General features: G+C 37.8%; 24 protein-coding genes. 4 read left to right on the top strand and 20 right to left on the bottom strand.

From position 1 onward, the window contains the following. Positions 1-198: 198 nt before the first annotated feature. Positions 199-1164, bottom strand: coding sequence for an ornithine carbamoyltransferase (gene argF / locus ACZ11_RS16005; protein ID WP_049667531.1), 966 nt, complete (start codon positions 1162-1164; stop codon positions 199-201). A gap of 238 nt (positions 1165-1402) precedes the next feature. Here argF and ACZ11_RS16000 point away from each other — a divergent pair, with 238 nt between their 5' ends. Together ACZ11_RS16000 and ACZ11_RS15995 are read left to right on the top strand one after the other, a co-directional pair. Next, positions 1403-1861, top strand: coding sequence for a MarR family winged helix-turn-helix transcriptional regulator (locus ACZ11_RS16000; RefSeq protein ID WP_049667530.1), 459 nt, complete (start codon positions 1403-1405; stop codon positions 1859-1861). 13 nt (positions 1862-1874) lie between these two features. Continuing rightward, complete coding sequence (locus ACZ11_RS15995; protein ID WP_049667529.1) at positions 1875-2879, top strand: serine hydrolase domain-containing protein; 1005 nt, start codon at positions 1875-1877, stop codon at positions 2877-2879. A gap of 266 nt (positions 2880-3145) precedes the next feature. Here ACZ11_RS15995 and ACZ11_RS15990 read toward each other — a convergent pair whose 3' ends face one another. Further along, the gene (locus ACZ11_RS15990) at positions 3146-4234 is read right to left on the bottom strand and encodes a M42 family metallopeptidase (RefSeq protein ID WP_049667528.1); all 1089 of its coding nucleotides are present in this window, start codon (positions 4232-4234) and stop codon (positions 3146-3148) included. Positions 4235-4333: 99 nt separating this feature from the next. Then, positions 4334-4819, bottom strand: coding sequence for a dUTP diphosphatase (locus ACZ11_RS15985; protein WP_049667527.1), 486 nt, complete (start codon positions 4817-4819; stop codon positions 4334-4336). Positions 4820-4921: 102 nt separating this feature from the next. Between ACZ11_RS15985 and ACZ11_RS15980 the strand changes: the two genes are divergently transcribed. Continuing rightward, positions 4922-5317, top strand: coding sequence for a hypothetical protein (locus ACZ11_RS15980; RefSeq protein WP_049667526.1), 396 nt, complete (start codon positions 4922-4924; stop codon positions 5315-5317). A gap of 38 nt (positions 5318-5355) precedes the next feature. Here the strand turns inward: ACZ11_RS15980 and ACZ11_RS15975 are convergent, their stop codons facing one another. The 4 genes from ACZ11_RS15975 to infC all read right to left on the bottom strand — a co-directional run bounded on the left by ACZ11_RS15975 (position 5356) and on the right by infC (position 6869). Next, a complete protein-coding gene (locus tag ACZ11_RS15975; protein WP_049667525.1) occupies positions 5356-5616 on the bottom strand; it encodes a DUF1294 domain-containing protein in 261 nt (86 codons plus the stop codon). Between the two features lie 96 nt (positions 5617-5712). Then, the gene (rplT, locus tag ACZ11_RS15970; protein WP_049667524.1) at positions 5713-6072 is read right to left on the bottom strand and encodes a 50S ribosomal protein L20; all 360 of its coding nucleotides are present in this window, start codon (positions 6070-6072) and stop codon (positions 5713-5715) included. A gap of 61 nt (positions 6073-6133) precedes the next feature. Next, positions 6134-6334, bottom strand: coding sequence for a 50S ribosomal protein L35 (rpmI, locus tag ACZ11_RS15965; RefSeq protein ID WP_004226312.1), 201 nt, complete (start codon positions 6332-6334; stop codon positions 6134-6136). A 31-nt stretch (positions 6335-6365) separates the two neighbouring features. Continuing rightward, a complete protein-coding gene (infC, locus tag ACZ11_RS15960) occupies positions 6366-6869 on the bottom strand; it encodes a translation initiation factor IF-3 (protein ID WP_049667523.1) in 504 nt (167 codons plus the stop codon). Between the two features lie 487 nt (positions 6870-7356). Between infC and ACZ11_RS27290 the strand changes: the two genes are divergently transcribed. Further along, complete coding sequence (locus ACZ11_RS27290) at positions 7357-7485, top strand: hypothetical protein (RefSeq protein WP_269079332.1); 129 nt, start codon at positions 7357-7359, stop codon at positions 7483-7485. A gap of 136 nt (positions 7486-7621) precedes the next feature. Here the strand turns inward: ACZ11_RS27290 and thrS are convergent, their stop codons facing one another. The 13 genes from thrS to ACZ11_RS15895 form a co-directional block, all read right to left on the bottom strand. Next, positions 7622-9553: a threonine--tRNA ligase gene (gene thrS, locus ACZ11_RS15955; protein WP_049667522.1), complete on the bottom strand. Its 1932-nt coding sequence runs from the start codon at positions 9551-9553 to the stop codon at positions 7622-7624. A 583-nt stretch (positions 9554-10136) separates the two neighbouring features. Beyond that, positions 10137-11066, bottom strand: coding sequence for a primosomal protein DnaI (dnaI, locus tag ACZ11_RS15950; protein ID WP_236690898.1), 930 nt, complete (start codon positions 11064-11066; stop codon positions 10137-10139). 24 nt (positions 11067-11090) lie between these two features. Then, positions 11091-12452, bottom strand: a complete 1362-nt coding sequence (locus ACZ11_RS15945; RefSeq protein WP_053093232.1) for a replication initiation and membrane attachment family protein — start codon at positions 12450-12452, stop codon at positions 11091-11093. A gap of 24 nt (positions 12453-12476) precedes the next feature. Continuing rightward, positions 12477-12947 carry a transcriptional regulator NrdR gene (nrdR, locus tag ACZ11_RS15940; protein ID WP_049667519.1) on the bottom strand — a complete coding sequence of 157 codons (471 nt, stop codon included), beginning with the start codon at positions 12945-12947 and terminating at the stop codon, positions 12477-12479. 205 nt (positions 12948-13152) lie between these two features. Next, positions 13153-14175: a glyceraldehyde-3-phosphate dehydrogenase gene (locus ACZ11_RS15935; RefSeq protein WP_049667518.1), complete on the bottom strand. Its 1023-nt coding sequence runs from the start codon at positions 14173-14175 to the stop codon at positions 13153-13155. An 806-nt stretch (positions 14176-14981) separates the two neighbouring features. Further along, positions 14982-15575 carry a dephospho-CoA kinase gene (gene coaE, locus ACZ11_RS15930; RefSeq protein ID WP_049667517.1) on the bottom strand — a complete coding sequence of 198 codons (594 nt, stop codon included), beginning with the start codon at positions 15573-15575 and terminating at the stop codon, positions 14982-14984. Between the two features lie 13 nt (positions 15576-15588). After that, on the bottom strand, positions 15589-16461 hold the full coding sequence (mutM, locus tag ACZ11_RS15925) for a bifunctional DNA-formamidopyrimidine glycosylase/DNA-(apurinic or apyrimidinic site) lyase (RefSeq protein ID WP_049667516.1): 873 nt from the start codon (positions 16459-16461) through the stop codon (positions 15589-15591). 12 nt (positions 16462-16473) lie between these two features. After that, a complete protein-coding gene (polA, locus tag ACZ11_RS15920) occupies positions 16474-19101 on the bottom strand; it encodes a DNA polymerase I (RefSeq protein ID WP_049667515.1) in 2628 nt (875 codons plus the stop codon). 205 nt (positions 19102-19306) lie between these two features. After that, positions 19307-19738: a hypothetical protein gene (locus ACZ11_RS15915; protein WP_049667514.1), complete on the bottom strand. Its 432-nt coding sequence runs from the start codon at positions 19736-19738 to the stop codon at positions 19307-19309. An 822-nt stretch (positions 19739-20560) separates the two neighbouring features. Beyond that, complete coding sequence (hflC, locus tag ACZ11_RS15910) at positions 20561-21571, bottom strand: protease modulator HflC (RefSeq protein ID WP_049667513.1); 1011 nt, start codon at positions 21569-21571, stop codon at positions 20561-20563. Further along, positions 21571-22560: an FtsH protease activity modulator HflK gene (gene hflK, locus ACZ11_RS15905; protein WP_049667512.1), complete on the bottom strand. Its 990-nt coding sequence runs from the start codon at positions 22558-22560 to the stop codon at positions 21571-21573. Before hflK ends, hflC begins: the two co-directional genes overlap by 1 nt. 191 nt (positions 22561-22751) lie before the next feature. Continuing rightward, positions 22752-23465: an LrgB family protein gene (locus ACZ11_RS15900; RefSeq protein WP_049667511.1), complete on the bottom strand. Its 714-nt coding sequence runs from the start codon at positions 23463-23465 to the stop codon at positions 22752-22754. Next, entirely contained in the window at positions 23462-23830 is a 369-nt protein-coding gene (locus ACZ11_RS15895) for a CidA/LrgA family holin-like protein (protein ID WP_049667510.1), read from the bottom strand. Before ACZ11_RS15895 ends, ACZ11_RS15900 begins: the two co-directional genes overlap by 4 nt. Positions 23831-24086 lie beyond the last annotated feature (256 nt).

Here is a 24086-nt window from a genome sequence, read left to right as displayed (position 1 = left end):
TTTATTATGTAGCGATGTGGTCATCCATCTTGATAACAAACATCACGCGTGGCTTACATCCCTCTGTCTGCAACCACTGTTATGTTATTCACATTGACACCCCCTGTTGCCAATATGAACTCTATCTATATAGTACTTCTCTAATTGAGAAGCATAATACTTGTTGTCTGTCCTTGCTCGAAAAGTTCATTTATTACATTAAGCTAGAATTGATGCTAGCACTGCTTTTTGCGCATGGAGTCTGTTTTCTGCTTGCTCAAAGATGTAGGAATTTGGGCCATCAATAACAGATGACGCTACTTCTTCTTCACGATGAGCTGGTAAACAGTGTAGGAACATATAATTCGGTTTTGCATATGCGACAAGCTCATCATTAATTTGATAACCTGCAAAGTCTTCTAGACGTTTTGCAGCCTCCTCTTCTTGCCCCATTGATGTCCATACATCAGCGTATACTACATCCGCGTTTATAACCGCATCTATAGGATCGTTTGTAATAATAATTGTGCTACCGTTTGCTTCTGCGATAGCCTGAGCTTTTGCAATAACCTCCGCATCACATTCATAGCCAACTGGTGTTGCCACCGCCACGTTCATTCCTACATGAGCAGAAGCGACTACTAAAGAGTGCGCCACGTTGTTGCCGTCTCCAACATATGCAATTTTTAATCCTTTTAGATGACCTTTATTTTCAGCGATCGTTTCTAAATCCGCTAGAGCTTGACATGGGTGATAAATATCCGTTAAGCCATTGATTACCGGTATAGATGCATGCTCTGCAAGCTCCTTTACCATTGCATGAGAGTTCGCGCGAATCATAATACCATCTAAATAGCCTTCTAACACATGTGCTGTATCATAAATCGATTCACCGCGACCAATCTGTAAATCACGCGCATGCATAAACATACCTTTTCCGCCTAATTGGTTCATACCTACTTCAAATGAAATACGAGTACGAGTTGAATGTTTTTCAAAAATCATGCCGAGTGTCTTACCTTCTAGTAACTTCGGACATTTCCCTTCTTTAGTAATCATTTTCAGCTGTGTCGCTAATTCAACTAACTGCTGAACCTCTTTACTTGTATAGTCTAGCAAGGTTAATAGGTCCTTACCTTTTAAGCTAGACACTAACTTTAACTGTACTTCTTCGAGTAATTTCATAGCCTTCACTCCTTGTTTCGTTGCTGTTGGGTTTAGTATAACAAATGCATAAATATAAAATCAACTGAATTTTTATGTTTATTTTAAAAAGTTAGACTTCTATCTTTGGATGTGTCAAAAATGCGAATATTTGAATGTTTATGCATATTTCATCTTCGATCGCATAGTTAAGATAATTGCATCATTGTTAATACATATTTATAATTAATACATATTAATTATTTAGGTGTTGAAATACATGGATAAGGATTTGGTGCATCTTGTTAAAGAGATTAATCGAGTTGATTATGAAACCAATTTAATGTTAACCGATGAATTTACCTCGTTGTTGGATGAAACATTAACTACAAAACAAGCAGTATTTTTAAGTCTTCTTCAGACGAAAGGTCCCCTTCAAACCTATGAATTAGCAAAGTTAATGGGTACATCTGCAAGTGCTGTTAGCCAACTAGTAAATAGGCTGGAGCAAGAAGGTTATATAAAAAGAACAATGAGTAAAAAGAATCGTAGAGAGGTTATTATAGAGCTAGATGAACGAGGACATCTTTATTTTCAAAAGCAGGAGGAAATTGAGCTTGCTATTATTTATAAATATTATACAAAGCTCAATACAGAGGACTTGTTACAATTAAAAGACATGCTTTTGAAATTACATTTTATTATTTCAGAGGAGCAGGAAAAAAATAAGCGTTCTTAATGGAGGTATTATTGTGGATTTACATAATTTAAAAAAGGACATATTTAAAATTGCTTATCCCTATATAAAAACCCGTCCAAATGTTGCTTTATCCATCGGTATCTTTTCTCAAGACCAAGAAGCTACTTTTACTTTTGGTGGCTCGAATTTTATGATGGAAGAAAAGCCTTATATATATGAAGTTGGATCGATTTCTAAAGTTTTTACTACATCCATATTAGGGGAAATGATTCAGGAAGGACAAGTCCATGTAGAAGATTCTATCGGCAAATACTTTTCAGCAATTCCCGATAATCACCCTGTCACACTCAAACGTTTAGCAAATCATACTTCTGGACTACCAGGAATTGGTGTGCTGAAGAACATTTCCAATCTTTTTGACGCAGAAACCCATCGTGATCCTTTTTGTCAATATTCATTGAACGAGACTATACATTATTTTAAAACACACACAGACGAGCCAAAAGTTAAATTCAGATATTCTAATGTAGGAATGGGGCTTTTAGGATATATTTTAGCCAATACACTTCATACTGATTATGAAACAGCTATTAAACAAAGATTAACAGAGCCTTTAGATATGCCAAATACATTTATCTCTATCCCTTCTGATAAAGCAGAGGCAGTATTGCAAGGATACACAATCCTTGGACATAAAAAGCCACCGCTCCAAATGAATGAATTTATGGCAGCAGGGGCAGTCCGTTCAACTGTCAATGATCTTTTAAAGTTTATGAAAGTACATTTAAGTGATGAAAATTCAGGTTATACATTAACACATCAAGCTACTGAAACCTTTTCGGAACATATGGGTATTGGTCTAGGATGGCTTCTTGAGGACAATATCATTTGGCATAACGGTTCGACGAAAGCTTTCTCTAGTTATCTTGGGTTTGACAAAACAAAACAAACAGGCGTCGTTGTTTTATCAAATTATCGCTCTCCTATATTGGCGACAAACCCTGGGCAAATTGGTAAAGATATTTTACAGCTTTTAAATAGATACGTTTTAAAATGATCCACTTTTTATTTTTATCGATAAAAATTTTGAAATTATCGTCTTACTTTTTAAATTTATCACCCAACTTTTTATATTTATCACCCAACTTTTAAATTTATCACCTAACTTTTTATATTTATCGATATAAACTAACAAACAGCCTTTAAGCATTTAAGTTTGAGGGCTGTTTTTATAATCATCACGATGTATTTCATGGGTCTAACCAACGTAAAAAGCCTCCTAACATTTTTGTTAGAAGGCTTTGTTTAGTTCACTTAGCAGTATTAGTCAAAAATAATTTTATTGACTGCATCACGGTCTAATTTTTTAATAACTTCCACCATTAATTTTACAGCGTTGTCATAATCATCACGATGTAAAATGCCTGCATGTGAGTGGATGTAGCGTGTTGCAATACCGATTGATAGTGCAGGTATACCATTTGCAGTTACGTGGATAGAACCAGCGTCTGTACCGCCACCAGCCATTGCTTCGAATTGATATGGGATATTGTGCTCATCAGCCACATCTAATACGAATTCACGTAAGCCACGGTGTGACACCATTGATGCATCGTAAACAACAATTTGTGGACCAGCGCCCATTTTACTAGTTGATTCTTTTGCAGTTACTCCTGGTGTGTCTCCTGCTACACCTACATCGACAGCAAAGCCAATATCTGGTTGGATTTTATGCGTAGCAGTTTTTGCGCCACGAAGCCCTACTTCCTCTTGAACATTCCCTACAGAATAAAGGATGTTAGGATGCTTTTCATTTTGCAATGCTTTCATAACATCAATTGCAATTGCACAGCCAATGCGGTTATCCCATGCTTTTGCTAATAAGTATTTTTCATTTTTCATGATATTAAATTCGAAATATGGTGTTACCATATCGCCAGGACGTACGCCCCATTCAAGGACTTCATCTTTTGAAGCTGCACCAACATCGATAAACATATCTTTAATGTCTACTACTTTGTTACGCACATCTGCAGGTAAAATATGAGGTGGCTTTGAACCAATAACCCCAATAATTTCTTCGCCTTTACGTGTTGTAATTGTTACACGCTGTGCAAGCATAACCTGGCTCCACCAGCCGCCTACAGTTTGGAATTTGATGAACCCTTTGTCATCGATTTGAGTAACCATGAAGCCTACTTCATCTAAGTGGCCTGCAACCATGATTTTTGGGCCATTTTCATCCCCAACTTTTTTTGCAATGACGCTACCTAAATTATCTGTTTCAACTAAGTCTGCATATGGTCCGATGTATTTTTTCATGACCTCGCGTGGTGCACGTTCATTACCTGCAATACCATTCGCATCTGTTAAGTCTTTAAACATTTGTAATGTTGGATCTAGCTGTGTCATCCTTTTGCCTCCTGACTACTCTTGTATCTTCTCTATTATACTTCGTTTACCGAAATATTCCTAGCTTAATCGTCAGAAAATTAGTGTATTTCTTACACTTTAATATCCTGAACGTTGACGATTATAATTTTCTTCATTTTTTTCTATATATGCCGCAACTACATCTTCAAACGAAAAGCCTAGATTAAACGCAAGTAACCCATAGCATTGCCAGATCGCTAAATATCTATCCTCTGTTGGTTGACTAATAAAACTTAAAATATAGTCTTGTGTCATTAAAAATGTCTCTGTTAAATTTCTCTTTTCTTCTATCACGGGCCATTTTTCTATCGCTGTATAACCTTTTAGTAAGCCAAGTGATAGTATAAAATGAATCGAATCCACATATTCTTCTAAAATCACATTACGTTCTGATGCTCCCTTTGTGCTCCAAAACTTAAAGCAACGTGTCTCATTTGCTAGTTCAGCTAGCTCTACCATTAAAGCTAAACCTTTTTCTTTAAATACATCATGTTCTATATTTTGTGTTTTCTCGATGAAATCATCAAGCTCTTTTTGCATTTTAAACAATTGTTGTAAATTCATTTTTTTCTCCTAAATTTCATAAAAATTTTTATTAAAAGTGAAACTAATTGCCCTCTACAATCGTATAGGAAGGAATAACCTTTCTTCAAGGGGGAAATAAATATGTTGCCGTTACTTATTCGTCTTGCTGTTATTGCGCTTATTATCTATGTATTTTATAAAGCGATTCGTTATATAACCGATCCTAAGCGAAAACTTGATGAAGCCTATGAAAAAGGCCAATATTATTTTTATGATGACGTCAAAAATGTCCGAAAAAATTTCTTTATCTCTTATAAGGGTGCTCTTTTCGAAGGTGAAAAATACCTCGGCACTACTAAAGATGCCTTCGAGGTTGTTACGATTTTTGTTGGCGCCCGTGACGCCGCTACACTGCAAGGTTTTACGAAAAGAGACTTTGAATACTTACAGCAAGAAATTCTCTTGAACTATCCGAGCGCAAAAATAAATTGGAAGCAGCCCATTGAAAAGCTTATGCGCAACACATCCTCGGAATGAGGATGTGTTTTTATTTATCGGAATGTTTTTGTGATTTATCACCATATTTGTACTAAGATAAAAATTTGAATAGCTGCTAGCAGTGGGAAGCCAAATGCGAAGCTGTTATGGCGTGTTTTATGACGGAATAAATACATTCCTAGTACCCCACCTACTGCACCTCCAGCGATTGCTAATGTAAATAATGTGCGTTCTGCAATACGCCATTCATGTTTTTTTGCTTTTGATTTATCCATTCCCATCATAACTAGCAGGACTATAGAAACAATCGCCATATACGCTAATAATGCTTGTCCCATTGAATACTCCTTTTTATTTTCTATTTACTACTACTCTAACACAAAAAAGACTGACGGATAAATCCATCAGTCCTTCGAAAGCATTAATTTGCTTTATTATTTAGCAACAGCTTTTTTAGCAGATTCAGCTAATTGAGTGAATGCTGCTGCATCAGTTACAGCTAGGTCAGCTAACATTTTACGGTTAACTTCGATACCAGCAACTTTTAAACCGTGCATTAAACGGCTGTATGAAAGACCGTTCATGCGTGCAGCTGCGTTGATACGAGTGATCCATAATTTACGGAAATCACGTTTTTTCTGACGACGGTCACGGTATGCATATTGACCTGACTTCATTACTGCTTGGTTTGCAACTTTGTATAATGTATGTTTTGAACCATAGTAACCTTTAGCTAATTTTAAAACCTTTTTACGACGCTTGCGCGTCACTGTTCCGCCTTTTACGCGTGGCATATGAATTACCTCCTGCTTTTCATTTAAAAATGAATGTTAGTATTTTGTTTGTGTAGTCAAATTATTTCATGTAAACAAGTAATGATTTGATGCGTTTGAAGTCACCAGATGAAACGATGTTTGCTTTACGTAGGTGACGTTTTTGTTTTGTAGATTTGTTTGCGAATAAGTGGCTTCCATAAGCACGGTCATATTTTAATTTACCTGAACCCGTTTTTTTGAAACGTTTCGCAGCTCCACGGTGAGTTTTCATTTTTGGCATGTCGAATTCCTCCTAAACTGTTCGTCTAATATTATTTCTCGTTCTTTGGTTGAAGAACTAAGAACATGCTTCGGCCTTCCATCTTCGGTTTTTGTTCAACCGTCGATACTTCAGCACAAGCTTCAGCAAAACGATCTAATACACGTTGACCAATGTCTTTGTGTGTAATCGCACGACCTTTGAAACGTAGGCTACATTTTACTTTATCGCCTTTTTCAAGGAATTTAACCGCATTACGTAGCTTCGTTTGGAAATCATGCTCATCGATTGTTGGGCTCAGACGAACCTCTTTCATTACGATGACCTTTTGATTTTTACGAATTTCACGGTCTTTCTTTTGCTGTTCAAACTTAAATTTACCATAGTCCATGATACGAGCGACTGGCGGCTTGGCTTGAGGGGCCACAAGGACAAGATCCAAGTTTACACGAGTGGCGATTTCTAGCGCTTCGTTACGTGTCTTTACACCAAGCTGGTCACCATTGTGATCGATTAATCGAAGTTCACGTGCGCGAATGCCTTCGTTTACATACATGTCTTTGCTAATAGTAATCCACCTCCAAGTAGTTGTCGCGAATACATGGTTTGGGCAAAGCCTTGCCCGGTTGAACGGTACATCCTCTTGTCATGTCCATAAAAAAAGGACGGACACTTTGAAGATGTCCGCCCGCTATATGTGCATGCGCAAGTCTGCGCAAAACAATTCAACGTGTCATACCTGTTCACAGCCCAAGAGCGTTGTATCAGGTGAGAAGCGGGCAGCCTCTACTTCAACCACAAACTTTGTATTCATTAACCTTAACTATATTAACATGTACTTTTATAAGCTGTCAAATATTTTTTAGCTTATTATTAATAAAGTAACTTAAAAATTTATAATCTAAACTATTATAATGGTTCATCTTCATAACGTGAGGTTGATTTCCGTTCCGGCTGGGCGCTTTGTCGTTGCTGTCGCTACAGAAAACATTTGTTGCTGACGCTTCGCTTTCGCGCAGAGCAAAGCTTACTGGGGACGTCCGATGAGCCGCTTGGAGCAAAAGGATGTTGGTCACGAAGGCGTTATCACAGGACGTGATGATTTTAGCCTTCGTTCCTCTATCGCTGATCTCCGAGGAGTCGCCCAGCCTCCACTCCAATCAATTATATAACGGCCTTTGTTTTAACAAGTGTCACCCCAACATTTGGTGATAAAATCAAAAAAATTGTTTTAATAAAATTAAGATTACCCTTAAAAAATTGCCGGCGAATTCTAATTAATCGCATTCACCGGCAAAATCATTAAAATTATTTTGTAATTTCTGCTTTGATGTTAGCTAAGAAGTCTTGGAAGCTAATTGTTTCTGAGTCTTTTGAGCCGTAACGACGTACATTTACGCCACCAGCCTCTACTTCTTTGTCTCCGATAACAAGCATATACGGGATTTTTTTCATTTGTGCTTCACGGATTTTGTAGCCTAGTTTTTCTTCACGGTCATCCATCTCAACACGTAAGCCCGCTGCAGTTAATTGCTCTTCAATTTGTTTTGCATAATCAAAGTGTGCTTCGTTTGAAACTGGAATAACTTCAACTTGTACTGGTGCTAACCATGTTGGGAATGCACCTTTATATTCTTCGATTAAGAAGGCAACAAATCGTTCCATTGTTGACACAACACCACGGTGAATAACAACTGGACGATGTGGTTTACCATCTTCTCCAACGTAAGTTAAGTCAAAGCGCTCTGGTAATAAGAAGTCAAGTTGAACTGTTGATAAAGTTTCTTCTTTACCAATTGCAGTTTTCACTTGTACGTCAAGTTTAGGACCATAGAATGCAGCTTCACCTTCAGCTTCGAAGTAATCTAAGCCAAGCTCATCCATTGCCTCTTTTAACATACTTTGTGCTTTTTCCCACATTGTATCGTCGTCGAAGTATTTCTCAGTATCTGCTGGGTCACGGTAAGATAAACGGAATGAGTAATCACTTAAATCGAAGTCTTTGTATACTTCTAAAATTAGCTGTACTACTTTTTGGAATTCCACTTTAATTTGGTCTGGACGAACGAAGATATGTGCATCGTTTAAAGTCATCCCACGTACACGTTGTAAGCCAGAAACTGCGCCTGACATTTCGTAACGGTGCATTGTACCAAGCTCCGCAATACGTAATGGTAGGTTACGATAAGAATGCATGCTGTTTTTGTACACCATCATATGGTGAGGACAGTTCATCGGACGCATAATTAATGTTTCATTGTCCATTTCCATTGGTGGGAAAATAGAATCTTGGTAGTGATCCCAGTGACCAGAAGTTTGGTACAGCTCTTTAGAACCAAGTACTGGTGTATAAACATGTTTATAACCTAGAGATAATTCTTTATCCACGATATAGCGCTCAATAACACGACGGATTGTTGCACCGTTTGGTAGCCATAGTGGTAAACCTTGACCAACTTTTTGAGAAGTTGTAAATAATTCTAATTCTTTACCGATTTTACGGTGATCACGTTCTTTTGCTTCTTCAAGCATTTGTAGGTGATGTTTTAATTCTTCCTTTTTAAAGAATGCTGTACCATAAATACGTTGTAGCATTTTGTTATCTGAGTTACCTCTCCAGTAAGCACCTGCTAATGAAAGAAGTTTGAACTCACGAAGCTTGCCAGTCGATGGTGCGTGGATACCACGGCAAAGGTCGAAAAATTCACCTTGATAGTAAATAGAAACTTGCTCATCAGCTGGGATTGCTTCAAGTAATTCTAATTTGTATTCATCGCCAATTTCTTGATAGATCGCTTGTGCATCTGCACGGCTAACATTTTTGCGCTCGATCTCTAGGTTTTCAGCGATAATTTTTTTCATTTCTTTTTCAATTGCTGATAGGTCTTCAGCAGTGATTGGAGTTGGTGCATCAATATCGTAGTAGAAACCACCTTCAATAACTGGACCAATACCAAGTTTAACATCTGGGAATAAACGTTTAATCGCTTGTGCTGTTAAGTGTGCAGTAGAGTGACGTAAAATTTCTAGTGCTTCCTCATCATCCTGAGTAATAATTGAGATAGTAGCATCCTCTTCAATTGGTGTTTTTAAATCGACTAAGACACCATTTACTTTACCAGCATATGCTTTTTTACGAAGTCCTGGGCTAATTGATAATGCTACGTCATCAGTAGATGTACCTTTTGCAAATTCCTTTACAGCGCCATCTGGGAAAGTTAATTTAATCATATCTGACATTTTTTCGCACTCCTTATAGTTGTTTTGTTGTGATGCATGATTGAAGTCCAAGAATCCCCGGAATATATCCTTATTCTGCAGGTGTTTTAACACCTACTGAAAAGAAACTATATCCGCATTCATCTCACCACTTTTTTCCATTTAACGGAAATAAAAAAAGCTCCGTCCCAACGAAAGGGACGAAGCGTATGCTCGTGGTTCCACCCTTCTTCCTTCCGACTTTTATAGTCAGACGAAGCTCAAGGCTAGCTAACGGGCTAGGGACCGGCGAAAGATTATCCCTTTCGCTGCTCAGCAGGTAGTAAATAGTGTGCTCGAACTAGGAAGCTTACAGCCAATGACTTCCCTCTCTAAAAGCCGTTACACAAAATTCATGTCCTCATCAATGCATTTGATCAATTATGCCTCGGCATAATTGCGTCCAGAATCGGCTTTGTGCTTGCACAAAGAACTCCTTTCCGATTCCGTGACATCCGCCGGAGGCTTTAACATCTTTCAGTGGGTGTTTGGACACCCGTTTAAAGATGTTATTTAGTATATCTGACAGTATACGCTCGAATGTCGCAAAATGCAACAGTCAATCTTACATACGGCGATTTTTGCCATGCATTTCAATTGGCTCCGTCAAGGCTTTGACACGTTCCATAATACGTCCAGCCTTCACGACTTCAATGTCACCTTTTTGCGACTGTGCTAAGTGATGCTCCAACTCACCATAATTAAAATTAGATGTAATGAACGTTGGCAATTGCTCCGCCATGCGGTAATGGAAAATAGTTCCCAGAATTTCATCTCGAGTCCAAGCTGTCATTGTTTCGGCTCCTAAATCATCGAGCATTAGCACTGGGGCCTTTTTCACATAATCTATTTTTTCATTCAACGTATTATCGCCAATTGCATTTTTCATTTCTCTTAAAAATTCAGGCACGAAAACGACTACAGAACGAATTTTGATAGCGGCTAATTCATTCGCAAGAGCTCCTAATACAAAGGATTTCCCTACACCGAATTTACCGTATAAATAATAACCTTTTGCCGGAAGCTTTCCTGTCTCCAATGTCGCCTTCACAAATTGTGCCGCTTTTTGAGCAATCATGACACGAGATTCATCGTCAATGAGTAAATCTTGAATGGTTGCTTGTAGCACATCTTTCGGCATATGCATACTCGCAATCATATTGGCTACATCACGACGTTCCTCCTCACGCATCTTTTGTTCACATCGTACATAATCAATTTCAACGGTACCCCGGACTACTCGTAAAGATGGTAAAAAACCTTTTAAGTAGTTTGTACAACTTTCTGTATTGTCACAGCCGCAGCATACTGTAGATTGACTAATAAACTCATGGAGCTTCGGTAAATTACGTTCAATTGATTCATAGCTTAACTCATCTGCATGCTCTGCTAAAAATTCTTGCACACGAGGGTTTTCTAAAATTTCTCGACGCATCGCTTCGTATCGTTCTTGAAATGATGGTACATTAACTGCTCTTTTTAATGGTCCATTAATTGGTTCGATTGTCGTTCACCCTCCTTACTTATCACTTTTCCCTAACATCTCCAATATCTTTTGACGCTCTTGCTCAAAATCAATCGTGCTTGAAGTGTTTTCTTCTTGTTGCTCATTACGTTTGTAAAACCATTCAGGTACCTTCTCTTCACGCTGATTTCCTGAACGCCCTCTCGCACTTTGATTACTTTTCCTCGGTGTTTGCGGCTTATTTTTCCACGTAGTGTACTTATCATGCTCTTGGCGTGCTAGTTCCATTGCTTCTTTTGCTGTCTGAATATTTTTACGTACCCAATGATCCGCAATCGTTTCCACATATTTCTTAGGTAGCTTCATATCAGTTGTAAGCATTACATATTCCAAAAGAGCATTAACAACGCCTACTGGCATTCCATGCTGGACAATTAAACTCTCAGCAAGTTTTACGGAAGTCTGTAGAGGTTCTTTGCCATTATTGATATCTCGCAGTACTTGCACTGGGGGAGTCGTTTCTAAATATTGTTGAAGCTCCTGATCCTTTGTTTTTTGTCCAGATTCCTCTATAGATGATGGCTCACTCACTCTAGCAAGCTTTGGTGGTTCTTTTGATACCGTTAGCTTATAAAAATCTGCAGCGGCCTTACGTAAACGTTCCAATGAAATACCTAAGTCATCATCTAATGCCAGAATCACTACTTTTTGCATATCAAGTGCAGTTAAGCGATATAAAAATGCTAATTTCGCTATTGATTCACGTACCTCAAATGTTAGTAGGCTTGCCGGTACTAGTTGCTCCGATAAGCCCGCTTGTAGTAGATCAAAGTCAAACTGGTCAAAATAAAACGGATATACTTTTTGCTGTGTATCCTTACGATTAGCATCAACTTGTAATTCATCTGGAATCTTTGTACTTACAGGCTTAAAAACATCTATGAAAGCACGCGATACTTCTTTAAATTCTGCATCTCTTGCAGATGGAATAAAACGCTGACGTAACTTCCGATATGCTTGCTCACCAATTTTACTAAATAAAAACATCGAGAGCAGTGGATCTTTCATAAAGCTATCTGCATCAAGTGGACGTATCAGCTCATATAAAAAGCTTCGCTGGTCAGCATCTTCTTTTTTCCATGTGCGTAACAGACCAATTGCTTCAAGCGCAATACGCGCCTCAAATACTTTACCAATAGGAAGTCCTAGTACATTCATTAAATAATAATGTGTCATTTGTTGCTTAGGCATTTCCTCAGCCTCAGCCCATAGTGTTAAATAAAGGCTGATTGGTTCCGCTCCAATTAAAGGCTGATAAAAAAGCGTTACTAATTGACGTTCCTGCGTAGAAAGTGCATGAGGTAGACGGATATCAAAAGGATCAGCGGGCTGCAATTCCTTATACAAATGGATCAACGCCATTCACCCTCTCTGTTTTCCCTATAATTTCTGTTCTGTCTGACGTTGGATAATTTCTTTAATTTCTTCAATAAAGACATTGATATCCTTAAATTGACGATAAACCGATGCAAAGCGCACATAAGCAACCTCATCGATTTTCGCTAAGCGATCCATTACCATTTCCCCTACATCCTCAGATCGGACTTCAGAATTCCCAATACGGCGAAGATCTTTTTCAATAGACATTACTAATCCTTCAAGCACTTCAAGAGAAACAGGACGTTTTTCGCAAGCACGAATAAGTCCACGAAGTACCTTTTCACGGCTAAATTCTTCTCGTGAACCTTCTTTTTTCACTACAACTAAAGGTGTCTCTTCAATTTTTTCAAACGTTGTGAAGCGGAAGCCACATGACTCACATTCACGACGTCTACGAATTTCTTTATTATCATCAACTGGCCTCGAATCCACAACACGCGTTCCGTTAAATTGGCAAGATGGACATCTCATATAATTACTCTCCTGATTTCACAACAATTTAATATCTCTATTATAACAAATTTCCTATGTGTAAGAAAAGTGCATTGACGTAGTGTGCTCATGATAAACCTTGAAAGGATAAAGTACAAGCATAGATTCTACATTTAAACTGCTTTCTAAATAAAAAAAGCACATTGAAATCACCGGGATTTCAATGTGCTCATTCTAATTATTATTATGCATTAACTGTTTCTAAAGCTTTTGCCACTTTTTTTACAAGATCAACTACACGTGCAGAATAGCCCCACTCATTGTCGTACCAAGCAAGTACTTTTACTTTACGGTTACCCATTACCATTGTAGAAAGTCCATCAACTGTAGAAGAGTAAGTTGTTGTATTGTAATCAGAAGATACAAGAGGCTCAACTGAGAAGTTTAAGATACCTTTCATTGGACCTTCAGTAGCAGCCTTCACAAATGCAGCGTTGATAGCATCTACTGTTACATCTGTATTTAAATCAACTACTAGGTCAACTAATGATACGTTTGGTGTTGGAACACGAAGTGCCATACCATGGATTTTACCTTCTAATTCTGGTAACACTAATTTTAATGCTTTGGCAGCACCTGTAGATGTTGGAATGATTGATTGTGCGCAACCACGTGCACGACGTAAATCTTTATGTGGATTGTCTAAGTTCTTTTGGTCATTTGTATAAGCGTGAACTGTTGTCATTAATCCGCTTTCGATACCAAATGTGTCATTTAATACTTTGGCAACTGGTGCTAAGCAGTTTGTTGTACAAGAAGCATTTGAAATAACATCATGTTTTGCGATATCAAGTTTCTCATCATTTACACCTAAAACAATTGTTACGTCCTCGTTTTTACCAGGTGCTGTTAAGATAACCTTCTTTGCTCCTGCTTCTAAGTGCATTGCTGCTTTTTCACGATCATTAAATTTACCAGTTGCTTCAATAACGATATCCACACCCATTGTTGCCCATGGTAATTTTAATGGGTCACGTTCGCTAATAATTTGAACACGTTTACCGTTTACAATTAAAGCATCGCCTGCTGGCTCAACTGAACCCTCGAATGTTCCGTGATTTGTGTCATACTTAATCAAATGTGCTAACGTTTCAGCTGGATAGCTGGCGTTAATTGCAACGATATTTAAATCTTCTTGCACGATTGCTTGGCGGAAAACCATACGTCCGATACGTCCGAAACCATTAATAGCAACTGATACTGTCATTTATAAAATCCTCCTGTGAGTACGTACTCATATTAATTATATACTTTACGGTGATTAGTATAACACAATTTTAAAAAAGATGAACATTATATATTCATAATATTAAAGTTCTTATTTTCTGAAAAATAAAATCGCCTAAATTAGTCCTTATTATGGTATAAATCCACCAAAAAATGCATAGCAAAATGTTCTTGCTACGCATCTCATAGTTAATGTTATGGCACTTTAAATCGGGTGATTTCCGTTCCAGGCTACTCGCTTTCCTGTGGGCGAGCGCCGAGCCGCATCCTCCTCTGTTGTTGTTGCTGTCGCTTCGCTTTCGCACAGATAAAACATTTGCTGCCGCTACGTTAGCACGCTTTCGTACAGAAAACATCCGCTCCGTGCAGGGTCTCGCCTATCTCGCTTTCACATATAAAACATACAGAAGTTTCTTTTTATATCTATAAATTAAAGCGCTATGCCTGAAGATACACACTATGCGAAAAGGTTGAATGGAGTGGAGGCTGGGCGACTCCTTAAGGATTAGCAATATAGGAACGAAGGCTAAAACCATCACGTCCTGTGATAACGCCTTCGTGACCAACATCCTGTTGCCCCGACGCCCCCAGGAAGCTCTGCGCGAAAGCGTAGCGTCAGACGAAGCGCCCAGCCGGAACGGAAGCCAACCCTCATTTTATTGAAAGAGCCATACTTTATTTAATATGACACCTTAATTTCATTGAAACAATAGTTTTTCAACAATAAGAATGCGTAGCAATATGTCATTGCTACGCATCGAATGATGTTACAGATTCTTAAATTAATTATATAACGTTCCAATATGTCAGGATTTTTTTTAATTGGTGCTCTGTTTGTTCTAGATTTTCATTATTGTAAATAACCGCATGTGCACCTTTTTCTTTGACTGACATAGGTAACTGAGAACGTATTCGAGCTAATGCATCTTCCTTCGATAAGTTGTTACGCTCCATTAATCGACGGAGCTGTACATCTTCACTAACCGATACAACGATAATACGCTCGACAAAATGCTGTAACTTACTTTCAAATAAAAGCGGAATATCCATCACAACATGTTTTTCTCCAGCCTCTAAATAAGCATCACGCTGGCGTAGCATTTCCTGACGAATAGCAGGATGCATAATATCATTTAACATTTTACGCTTGGCAGGTTCGTGAAAAATAATATCGCCAAGCTTGGCACGATTTAAATTGCCGTCTTCTAGCAATATATCTTGTCCAAAATTTTCAGCTATTAACTTTAAAGTCTCAGTTCCTGGTTCTACAACATCACGTGCAACAATATCTGCATCGACAATCGGTAAACCAAGTGCTGTCATCATTTTTACTACTGTACTTTTTCCGCTCGCAATACTTCCTGTTAGTCCGATAATCATAGTTAAATCCCCTTTAATGTTGACAATTTGGGCAAAAGACTGATGTGCGCCCACCTATCGTCATTTGGCTCGTTGCGGTACCACACGTTAGACACATCTTCTTACCATACATTTGCAGTCGGTTCTGCATACTTCCAGCCTCGCCATTAATATTACGATAATCTGAAATTGTTGAACCTCCTGCTTCAATGCTTTGCCGTAAAATAACGACAATTGCTTCGAATAATGCACGCTTACGCTTTTCACTGATGCGGTTCATTGTGCGGGCCGGATGAATTTTTTGAGCAAATAATGCTTCAGTAGCATAAATATTGCCACAGCCCGAAATAACCTGCCCATCCATAATTACATCTTTAACGGCCTTTTTCTCATATTTCGGTAACTTTGATTTCGCAATAAAATAATCACATGCTATTTCATCAAAAGGTTCTGGTGCCATTTTTGTTAATGGTGCATGATCTTCAATTTTTGTTAAAAAACGTAGTTCACCAAAGCGGCGTATATCCGAATAAATTAAATAGCCACCATCTGCCATTTGAAATGTAGCATGAATATGCTTTTTAAATTTCGCCTCATTGATTTCCTCAGGTGAATTCACGACAAACCATGCACCCGTCATCCCTAAATGACTAACAAGCACGTAAGGGACATCCTCTTTTAGCAAATGGAAAAAGATGTATTTCGCACGTCGTTCGACTTTTGTAATCGTCATTTGAGACAAGGATATTTCAAATGCATCAGGCTCAGCTTGCTTCACGATACATTGCTTCCCCTCTCCAAAGGAAAAACGAATAATTTCAGAAAGTTGAACCTGCTGAATTGTACGCCCTTCAATTTTAGGTTTTAATGCCTGGACGACACCTTCAACCTCTGGTAATTCAGGCATTTTAACCCCTCCTTATTTTGCTTCGTACCAAGTAGCACCATAGTTAAAATCTACTTTTAATGGTACTGAAAGCTCGATTGCGTTCTCCATAACCTCTGGTACTATTTTTTCAAGCAATGCAATCTCCTCTTTAGGTGCTTCAAAAATTAATTCATCATGCACTTGTAATAGGATCTTTGCCTGCATATTTTCTTTTTTCAAGCGAGCGTCCATATCAATCATTGCTTTTTTAATAATATCAGCTGCACTTCCCTGAATTGGTGTATTCATCGCAGTACGCTCTGCAAAGCTTCGTATATTGAAATTTGAGCTCGTAATGTCAGGTAAATATCGACGTCTATTTAAAATCGTTGTCACATATCCATTAAATTTCGCATCTTGAACGATATCCTCCATATATTGTTTTACACCCGGGAAACTCGCAAAATACTTCTCGATAAATGTAGCAGCTTCCTTACGGGTAATATCCAAGTTTTGCGATAAGCCGTAATCACTAATACCATAGACAATACCAAAGTTTACTGCTTTTGCAGCACGACGCATATTACTGTCGACCTCATCTTCTGAGACATGGAATACATCCATAGCAGTACGTGTATGAACATCCATACCTTCACGGAAAGCATCGACTAAGTTTTTATCCTTTGACATATCGGCTAACACACGCAATTCGATTTGAGAATAATCGGCAGAAAATAATATCCAATCTTCGTTCGATGGCACAAACGCTTGACGAATTTTCCGCCCTTCCTCTAAACGAATCGGGATGTTTTGCAAATTCGGATCAGTTGAGCTTAAACGCCCTGTAGCTGTTAGTGCTTGTTGGAATCGAGTATGCACCTTTCCATCCTCTTTATGGATTTCTTTTAGCAGACCTTCGATATAAGTTGACTGTAATTTCCCAAGCTGACGATATAATAGAATATGCTCAATAATGGCATGCTCTGGTTTTAATTTTTCCAATACATCTGCTGCTGTGGAATAGCCCGTCTTTGTCTTTTTAATAACAGGAAGACCTAGTTTATCAAAGAGGATGACACCTAATTGCTTTGGTGAATTAATATTGAAGGCTTCTCCTGCCTCCGTATAAATCTCCTGTTCAATCACAACTAGTTTGTCATTTAGTTCCTGCCCCATTTTCTCTAATGTAGCACGATTGACAGTGATTCCTTCACTTTCCATTTCACCTAAAATAGAAGCAAGAGGAAGCTCTAAGTTTTTATAGAGTTCGAACTGTTCGTTTTCCTTTAACAATGCCTCGAGCTTCGACTGTAAAGACCACACAGCAAAGGCTTTGCGGCTGGCATGCTCAGAAAGTGCATCAATGGCAGGTATAGCTCGTTTCGCCCCTTTACCATAAACAGTCTCATTTGCCTGTACATTACGATAGCCTAGTTCTTTCGCAAGTGTTGCCACATCATCTCCACTTAGCGCAGGATTATTAATATAAGAAGCAAGTAATAAGTCAAATTCCACACCAGCCAAACGAATTCCCGCACGTTTTAACGCAGCCTGAGATGCTTTTGAATCAGACATATACTTTATTTTAGTAGCATCTTCTAACCAAAGACGAAGGACATCTGATTTAGCTGCAATATCAAACGGCACGTACATTGTTTTCGCTCCATCTGTTAGAGCAATGCCTAGTTGCTGACATGTATGATAATGCTCGTCCTCTAGCTCCAAATGCACTGCCATTACATCTTTTAAAAACTCTTGTTTTACTTCCTGCACAATTTCATAGTCAAAAGGTGCTTGTTCCTCTTCTTCTACAGTAAAATCACTTTTATCTAGCAATGATTTAAAGCCAAGCTCTCGCCACACGTTAATTAATTCTTCTTCATTCGGACCATTATAAACAAGATCCGAAAGCGTTATATCAATCGGTGCCTCTGTAAAAATGGTAGCCAGCTTTTTACTCATTAGTGCCTGTTCTTCATTGGCAACTAATTTTTCTTTCATTTTAGAAGCCTTCACCATATCCATTGCCGCATAAAGAGACTCCACTGAACCATGCTCTTTTAGCAATTTAACAGCCGTTTTTTCACCGACACCTGGTACACCTGGAATATTATCTGAAGAATCGCCCATTAAACCTTTCATATCAATAATTTGTAGAGGGGTTAAGCCGTATTTTTCTGCTATAAAGGCTGGTGTATTTTTTTCAATTTCAGTAATACCTTTTTTAGTAATGTAAACCGTTACTTGCTCAGTCGCGAGCTGAGTTAAGTCACGATCTCCCGATACAACGATGACATCCATTTCCTGTGATGAAGCTTCTTTGGCTAGTGTTCCTATAATATCGTCCGCTTCGTACATTTCAAGCTCATATCGCTTAATACCATAAGCATCAATAAGCTTACGTATATAAGGAAACTGCTCAGATAATTCTGGTGGAGTCTTTTGGCGACCACCTTTATATTCCGTAAATGTCTCATGACGGAAGGTTGTCTTACCCGCATCAAAAGCAACCAAAATTTTCGTAGGTTGCTCTTCCTCTAAAATTCTTTGTAACATTGTTGTAAAGCCGTATGCTGCATTCGTATGAATTCCACTATCATTCGTTAATAGAGGTAACGCAAAAAACGCGCGATACGCTAAACTATTGCCGTCCAATAATAGCAATTTTTCCTGTGTCATGATTTTATCCTCCTGCGTTGTCGTCTTCTTAATTGTAAAACGAAAACGTATGTTTGAAAATGCCTCTTCCTTTTACTTTATCGAGAAAACAGGTATTTTACCAATCATAACGTTGAAAATCATCAAATTTTCTACATCAATAACTTAACTCAAGATTGTCTACAAAAAAAAGCCAATCACTCATTGTAATTGACCTTTTCCGATATTATTCACTAGCTTTACTTGTTTTTTCTTTACGATAGAAAATCTCTTCATATATAACTGTCAAAATAAAAGCATTCATAAAAGCAAATACTAAAAATAATGGCATACCACCAAGCTGTGGATGTGTAAGCTCTGTATTAAACACCATTACAGTGCCGATTTGTGCTAAGAAGAAAATAAAGCCAATCCCTACTTGCCATAAAGGACGTTTAACCTTACGTTTCTCGTACAAAAATATTCTTTTAAATATCTTGCGTACATCCTCAGCAATGATTAAACCTAATAAAAACAAAATGACAAAAAATACTGGTATATGATAAACACTTTTTGTGATCCATGTAAAATCTGATAGACGGAAGAAAAGTGTAAATAACGATGCAACAATACAGGCTATCCCTAAATTTTGGAGCCCCTTGCTAATTTGTAATTTCACAACTATTACCCCCATTTTTTATTTCTGAACATTATCATTCTATCAGATATTAGTAATTTACGAAACACAAAATTATAAATTTCTATCATTTTCATAGTATATCATCGATAATTGAAAGATATTTATATTATACATCATTAATATTACCTAAAATCAGACCACGAAAATTAAAATAAATTACTCATCATCAAAAGTCGGGGATGATATTTATTAAAACGTATGCCATTTAACTTCATTCAGCAAATGTTTTATGTGGCGAAAGCGTAGCGACAGCAACTACAAAGCGCCCAGTCGGAACGGAAATCAACTCCACGTTATGGCGAGGGGCCTTCGTATTCTTGTCAGTTTCATGGATAGTGTAAAAAAGCCGTCTCAAAAATTTGAGACGACTTCAATAATAGTATTATTTTATCCCGCATTAACGGGCAGTAATTTATCTATACCAAAAGCGACAAAACTCCCACATCAAAATTCACGTAAGCAAAGAAGTTAAGCGGGAGATTAACTGCCCGTAAAAGCCCGATTGGTGAAGACTAATAATCAGTGGGAGTTGGAGACCCCCACTAAATCAATTATGCCACGGCATAATTGCGTCCGGAATCGGCTTTGTGCTTAGGCCTGCAAGATGCAGGTCAGTTAGCCGTTATCGCATGGATGCGATGATTTTAGGCTAACATCCTTTATTAACTCCTTTCCGATTCCGTGACATCCGCCGGAGGCTTTAACTTCTTTCAGCGGATGTTAGGAAACCCACTGCAAAGTAACCGCATTCATCTCACCACCTATAGAGGTGGGAGATAAATGCTGAAAGAAGTTAAAGTTTCACTTTACATAGCCAGATAATATTTTTGCATATGGTGAAGTGGATGGCAAAATAATGACCGTATCTTCCCCTACAGTTTTCTTATACGACTCTAATGTACGGTACAATGAATAGAATTCAGGGTCTTGAGAGAACGATTTATTGTAAATCTTCGCTGCTTCTGATTCACCTTCCGCTTGAATCAATGCTGCATCCTTTTTCGCTGTTGCCAGCATTTCTTGAACTTCTTTATCTGTTTGAGCTTCAATACGGCGTTTCTCAGCATCACCTTCTGATAGGTATTTTTGCGACATTGATTCACGATCCGAAATCATATTTGTAAACACGGATTGCTCATTATCAGTAGGCAAGTCGATACGACGAATACGAACATCTATTACTTCTATTCCATAATTATCATTTGAGAGTAACTCATTGACACGTGCCGTTACCTGATCATTGATACTCCCACGTGAAGAATTTTCATCATTAATAATCTGCTTATATTCTATTCGACCAAGCTCTGAACGGATAACTGAATAGATAAACTCTTCCATACGTGATTCAACTTTTTCTATTGTCCCTGCATTGGAGATTAATTGCTTTGGATCTGTTATATGCCAAACTGCATAATTATCAATAATAATTCGTTTTTTATCTTTTGTATTAATTTCTTCTTCAGAAACTTCATATGTCATTTGGTTTTTTGGTAGCTTCGTTACGCTTTGAATAAATGGAACCTTTATTTTCAAGCCTGGCTCACTCTGAAATTTCACTACTTCTCCAAATTGTCTAACAACTGCGTATTCGGACTCTTTTACAATATAAACATTAGCAAATAATATAATGGCAATAGCAAAAACGGCTGTTAATGTTACAGCAAGCGAAATATATTTTTTCGGATTCATCGGGCCTTTTTTCGACATTTTGACCACATTATCCACTGTATCCCCTTCTTTTGGAGCCGTATTTTTGGATTTACCCGATAAAAAATTGAGGAATTTTTCAAGATCCTTATTTTTTTGATCCATTAGTTACCGCTCCCTTCTTTTTTCTCCTCTTTTGGTGTCTCTTTTGGCGCAGTTGTCTCCTTTGACTCAGGTTGCAATGCTTGAAGAGGTAAGTATTTCATCGTACTACCATCATCATTCATAATGTAAATTTGTGCTTTAGGTAATACACTTTCAAGTGTTTCCAATATTAAACGTTCGCGTGTAATTTGTTGATTGCCCTTATATTGCTCATACATTTTATTAAAAACAGCTACATCTCCTTGAGCCTGCTCAATACGGGCTGTTTTTTCTCCTTGAGCCTTGGAGATAATTGCATCCTTTTCACCTTTAGCCTCACTAATTCGCTGATTCTCATATTTTTCTGCTTGATTTATTTTTGTATTTTTCATTTCACGTGCGTCTGTAACAGCTGTAAAGGCTGCTCGCACATCTGCATTCGGTAACTCAACATCCTGTAGTTTTACCCCTAAAACACTTATACCAATATCGTATTTTTCAACAAGAGAAACGAGTAAATCTCGTGATTTTGCTTCTATGTCCGCTTTTCCCTCTGTTAACGCGGCGTCGATGGTGGAACTTCCGATAATTGATCGAATCGCACTCGACGTAGCGCTATGTAATATTTTTTCTGGATCTTGTGAGCTGAATAAATACTTTTTCGGTTCTGTAATTTTCCATTGAACGACAAGGTCTGTTAAAACAATATGCTCATCCCCTGTAATCATTTTCGTTTCAGCATCATAAGCTTCCAATTCTCCATTTTCATTTTGCTTATAGCCAAACTTTAAACTAAATGTTTCCTTCGATAAAACCTGAACCGATTGTACAGGCCAAGGTAATTTAAAATGTAAACCTGATTCTGTAACTGTATTATCGGCACGGCCGAACGTAATGACAACTGCTTGTTCTGATTCATCTACCGTGTACCACGATGTAAATACCGCAATAAGTGCAACAATGCCGAAAATACCAAGTCCCACCATCATTAGTGACCTTTTCACACTCATGTCTAATCCTCCCTTAAGCTTAGTACTATTGTATACGGGACACTTTATAAAAAGTTTCAAAATATTTTAATAAACTAGTTTTTTATTTTAGGCAGTTTGACATAAAGAGCAAGCTCACCAAACATTCCTGACAGGCCCTCATCTAAAATCATACCGCACCAAAATAGAACTAAAAAAAATCCTGCTACCATTTAAGGTAACAGGATATTGACAACTAGATGTTCAAATGCTGGGAAAAATGTTGTTGATAAAACAATGCTAATTAATGCAGCTACAATCATAGCAAGACTTGCAAACGTGCCTTCTAGCTCACCAAATTCAAATGCTTTAGAGGTACCCGCACCATGTGCACCCATTCCTAACAGTAGACCTCTAGAGGATGGTCGTTGGAAACGACATACTTTAATTACTAACGGTGCTATTAGACTCCCTAAAATACCAGTCACCATAACGAAAACAGCAGTAAGGGTAGGAGAGCCACCAATCATATTGGAGATGTCCATCGCTATTGGTGTAGTAACTGAGCGCGGAACTAAGCTATGCACTAGCTCATTATTCAATCCAATTACTACGGCAATGGTAAATGATGATGTAATAGCAACTGCTGAACCTACTGCAATACTTAGAAAAATTTCAAAAGCATGTTTCTTTAACAGATTAAAATTTCTATAAATTGGAACCGCAAATGCAACTGTTGCTGGCCCAAGTAAATTTGATAAAATACCGGTTCCTGCAACATAGGATTTATAAGATGTACCCGTTAGTAACAAGATGATAATTATCACTAATGGTGTGATCAGTATAGGTGTTAACCATTCGTTCTGATACTTTTTATAAAACATTTTACTAGTATAAAAAATTGCAATAGTACCTAGTAAACTTACTATAGCTATTAAAAAGCTCATGCAGTATCACCTTTCTTTCGTTGCCCTAGCAATTGTGCTGTGAAACCTGTTGCAAACATTACAACTATGGCACTCAATACAATTACAAGCACAGCTTTCACACCTTGCTCACCGAATAATGCAGTATAATCGATTACTCCGATAGCAGATGGAATGAAAAATAGTAATAATTCACTAAGTAATAAACCTGCACCTAGCTCAATCCATTCAAGCTTAATAATATGAAACTGCAAAAATAAAAACAATAAGACTAGTCCAATTATGCTCCCTGGAATCGGCAAGTGAAGTAGACGTGCAATACTATTCCCAACAAATAAAATTACATATAGATAGCCGATTTGCACGATACTTTTGACGATTTTCATGGTCATCCTTCTTTCAATTTTTTATCCCGCTTTTACAATCAGTAATAGAAATCACTTCTAGATAAAGTGGGCTTATTAGCTGACCGTATAAAGCCCGATTTGTTCAACTAACAAGTACATTTCTTATTAGTTGAATATTATGCTACTATACTTTACACCTATTTGCGTTATGTGTAAAACAGAAAAAGAATCTATCACCAAAAAGTTTGGCAATAGATTCTTCCTATTGGCGATAACTAAGCAACACATTCAAAAA

Origin of the sequence: Lysinibacillus xylanilyticus (assembly GCF_001183605.1) — a bacterium.
In the GTDB taxonomy this organism is placed as follows: Bacteria; Bacillota; Bacilli; order Bacillales_A; family Planococcaceae; genus Lysinibacillus; species Lysinibacillus xylanilyticus.
This window is presented reverse-complemented; position numbering and strand designations above follow the sequence as displayed.

Coding starts and splice junctions, on each gene's coding strand:
- ACZ11_RS16000 (WP_049667530.1), top strand. CDS start 1,403: ATGGATAAGGATTTGGTGCATCTTGTTAAAGAGATTAATCGAGTTGAT.
- infC (WP_049667523.1), bottom strand. CDS start 6,869: ATGTATGTAAACGAAGGCATTCGCGCACGTGAACTTCGATTAATCGAT.
- hflK (WP_049667512.1), bottom strand. CDS start 22,560: ATGAGTGTGAAAAGGTCACTAATGATGGTGGGACTTGGTATTTTCGGC.
- ACZ11_RS15900 (WP_049667511.1), bottom strand. CDS start 23,465: ATGAGCTTTTTAATAGCTATAGTAAGTTTACTAGGTACTATTGCAATT.
- ACZ11_RS15935 (WP_049667518.1), bottom strand. CDS start 14,175: ATGACAGTATCAGTTGCTATTAATGGTTTCGGACGTATCGGACGTATG.
- polA (WP_049667515.1), bottom strand. CDS start 19,101: ATGACACAGGAAAAATTGCTATTATTGGACGGCAATAGTTTAGCGTAT.
- thrS (WP_049667522.1), bottom strand. CDS start 9,553: ATGTCAGATATGATTAAATTAACTTTCCCAGATGGCGCTGTAAAGGAA.
- mutM (WP_049667516.1), bottom strand. CDS start 16,461: ATGCCTGAATTACCAGAGGTTGAAGGTGTCGTCCAGGCATTAAAACCT.
- ACZ11_RS27290 (WP_269079332.1), top strand. CDS start 7,357: ATGAGCCGCTTGGAGCAAAAGGATGTTGGTCACGAAGGCGTTATCACA.
- ACZ11_RS15980 (WP_049667526.1), top strand. CDS start 4,922: ATGTTGCCGTTACTTATTCGTCTTGCTGTTATTGCGCTTATTATCTAT.
- hflC (WP_049667513.1), bottom strand. CDS start 21,571: ATGGATCAAAAAAATAAGGATCTTGAAAAATTCCTCAATTTTTTATCG.
- ACZ11_RS15985 (WP_049667527.1), bottom strand. CDS start 4,819: ATGAATTTACAACAATTGTTTAAAATGCAAAAAGAGCTTGATGATTTC.
- ACZ11_RS15975 (WP_049667525.1), bottom strand. CDS start 5,616: ATGGGACAAGCATTATTAGCGTATATGGCGATTGTTTCTATAGTCCTG.
- ACZ11_RS15990 (WP_049667528.1), bottom strand. CDS start 4,234: ATGACACAGCTAGATCCAACATTACAAATGTTTAAAGACTTAACAGAT.
- ACZ11_RS15895 (WP_049667510.1), bottom strand. CDS start 23,830: ATGAAAATCGTCAAAAGTATCGTGCAAATCGGCTATCTATATGTAATT.
- coaE (WP_049667517.1), bottom strand. CDS start 15,575: ATGATTATCGGACTAACAGGAAGTATTGCGAGCGGAAAAAGTACAGTA.
- rpmI (WP_004226312.1), bottom strand. CDS start 6,334: ATGCCAAAAATGAAAACTCACCGTGGAGCTGCGAAACGTTTCAAAAAA.
- nrdR (WP_049667519.1), bottom strand. CDS start 12,947: ATGAGATGTCCATCTTGCCAATTTAACGGAACGCGTGTTGTGGATTCG.
- rplT (WP_049667524.1), bottom strand. CDS start 6,072: ATGCCACGCGTAAAAGGCGGAACAGTGACGCGCAAGCGTCGTAAAAAG.
- argF (WP_049667531.1), bottom strand. CDS start 1,164: ATGAAATTACTCGAAGAAGTACAGTTAAAGTTAGTGTCTAGCTTAAAA.